Raw genomic sequence first — 2,445 nt, forward strand, 5'->3', positions numbered from 1 at the left:
GCGCACCAGCGGCGTCACGTACCCGGCGGCGTCCTCGCCGTGCTCGGCCGGAACGCTCCGGCGCTGCGTGGCGGCCGGCGCGGCCGGCTGGGCCGCCGCCTCGGCCTTGGCCGGCTGCGCGGCCTGCTCCGCCTCGGCGGCCGGCTCGTTGTAGGCCGCGCCCGGCGTCGGCTCCTCGACCTTCGGCTCCGGCTTGGGCTCCGGCTTGGGCTCGGGCTTCGCCTCGGCCTTGGGCTCCGGCTTGGGCTCGGGCTTCGGCTCCGCCTTCGCGGGCGCGGCGCCGGCCACCCCGACGATCGCCAGCACGGCGCCGACGTCGGCGGTCTCGTCCTCGGCGACCTTGATCTCCTGCAGCGTGCCGGCGACCGGCGACGGGATCTCGGTGTCGACCTTGTCGGTGGAGACCTCCAGCAGCGGCTCGTCCACCTCGACGGTCTCACCGACCTGCTTGAGCCAGCGGGTGACGGTGCCCTCGGTGACGCTCTCGCCCAGGGCCGGCATGGTCACCGGCGTACCCTCGCCCGACGACGCCGCCGGCTGGGCCGGCTCCTCGACGGCCGGCTGCTCGGCCTCGGCGCCCGGCTCGGCGGCGGCCTCCTCGGCCTGCTGCTCCGGCTCGGGGCCGGTGCCCTCGGCGGCGGCGGTCGGCTCGGTGGCCGGCTCGGCCTCCTGCTTCGGGGCCGCGCCCGCGTCCTCGCCCTCACCGGCGATGACCGCCAGCTCGCTGCCGACCTCGGCGGTCTCGTCCTCGCCGACCACGATCCGGCTCAGCACGCCCGCCGCGGGGGACGGGATCTCGGTGTCGACCTTGTCGGTCGACACCTCGAGCAGGGGCTCGTCGACCTCGACGGTGTCACCCTCCTGCTTGAGCCAGCGGGTGACGGTGCCCTCGGTGACGCTCTCGCCGAGCCCGGGCATGGTGACCGATACCGGCATGTTCTCCAGACTCCTTCATTCCCTGGTGGGATTCTCGCCCGTCGCCGGACGCCGCGGTTGTCGTGTCAGGCGTGCGCGTGCAGCGGCTTGCCGGCCAGGGCCAGGTGCGCCTCGCCCAGAGCCTCGTTCTGCGTCGGGTGGGCGTGCACGAGCTGCGCCACCTCGGCCGGGTACGCCTCCCAGTTGTAGATGAGCTGCGCCTCGCCGATCAGCTCACCGACCCGGGCGCCGACCATGTGCACGCCGACCACCGGGCCGTCGTCCACCCGGACCAGCTTCACGTGGCCGGCGGTCTTGAGGATCTGGCTCTTGCCGTTGCCGCCCAGGTTGTAGTTGTACGTCTTGATCTTGTCGGCGCCGTACTGCTCCTTGGCCTTCGCCTCGGTCAGGCCGACCGACGCCAGCTCCGGGTCGCAGTACGTCACGCGCGGGATGCCGGCCTCGTCGATCACGGCCGGGCTCTTCCCGGCGATCTCCTCGGCGACGAAGATGCCCTGCTGGAAGCCACGGTGGGCGAGCTGCAGGCCGGGCACGATGTCGCCGACCGCGTAGACGTTCGGCACGCTGGTGCGCAGCCGCTCGTCGGTCAGCACGTAACCGCGGTCCATCTTGACGCCCTGCTCCTCGTAGCCGAGGCCGGCGGTGTTCGGGCCGCGGCCCACGGCGACCAGCAGCAGCTCGGCCTCGACCGTGTCACCGCCCTGAATCGTCAGCTTCACGCCCTTGTCGGTCTTCTCGACCTTCTCGAACGGCTTGCCGACCTTGAAGTTGATCTTCCGCTTGCGGAACGCCCGCTCCAGCGCCTTCGACGACTCCTCGTCCTCGGCGGCGACCAGGCGGGGCAGCGCCTCGACGATGGTCACGTCCACGCCGAAGGACTTCCAGACGCTGGCGAACTCGACGCCGATCACGCCGCCGCCGAGCACGATCGCCGAGGACGGCACGCGGTCCAGGGTCAGGGCGTGGTCGCTGGTGATGATCCGCTCGCCGTCGACGTCCAGGCCGGGCAGGCTCTTCGCGTACGAGCCGGAGGCCAGCACGACGTTACGGCCGGTGTAGCGCTTGCCGTCCACCTCGACGACGTTCTTGCCGACCAGCTTGCCGGCGCCCGCCACGAAGGTGATCTTCTTGCTGCTGCCCACCAGGCCCTGCAGGCCCTTGTACAGGCGCGAGATCACGCCGTCCTTGTACGAGTTGACCGCCTTCATGTCGATGCCCACCAGCTCGGCCTTCACGCCGAACTGCTCGGACTCGCGGGTCTGGTCGGCGATCTCGGCGGCGTGCAGCAGCGCCTTGGTCGGGATGCACCCGTTGTGCAGGCACGTCCCGCCGAGCTTGCTCTTCTCGATGAGGGCGACGGAGAGGTCCAGCTGGGCGGCACGCAGCGCCGCCGCGTAGCCGCCGCTACCACCTCCGAGGATGACGATGTCGAAGGTCGTGTCGTTCGGCTCGCTCACATCCAACTCCCAGGTCGCGTCACTGCATCGGGGGTTACGGCGGAGTAACAGG

General features: G+C 71.6%; 2 protein-coding genes. Both read right to left on the bottom strand.

Going from position 1 to position 2,445, the window contains the following annotated elements; translation table 11 throughout:
* Positions 1-936, bottom strand: a 936-nt coding sequence (locus tag KBX39_RS28895; RefSeq protein ID WP_312247508.1) for a biotin/lipoyl-containing protein, incomplete at its 3' end; no start/stop codon positions are given.
* A 65-nt stretch (positions 937-1,001) separates the two neighbouring features.
* Entirely contained in the window at positions 1,002-2,444 is a 1,443-nt protein-coding gene (gene lpdA, locus KBX39_RS28900) for a dihydrolipoyl dehydrogenase (protein WP_222949015.1), read from the bottom strand.
* Between the last annotated feature and the right edge of the window lies 1 nt (position 2,445).

Source organism: Micromonospora sp. D75 (assembly GCF_018070405.1).
Classification (GTDB): domain Bacteria; phylum Actinomycetota; class Actinomycetes; order Mycobacteriales; family Micromonosporaceae; genus Micromonospora; species Micromonospora chalcea.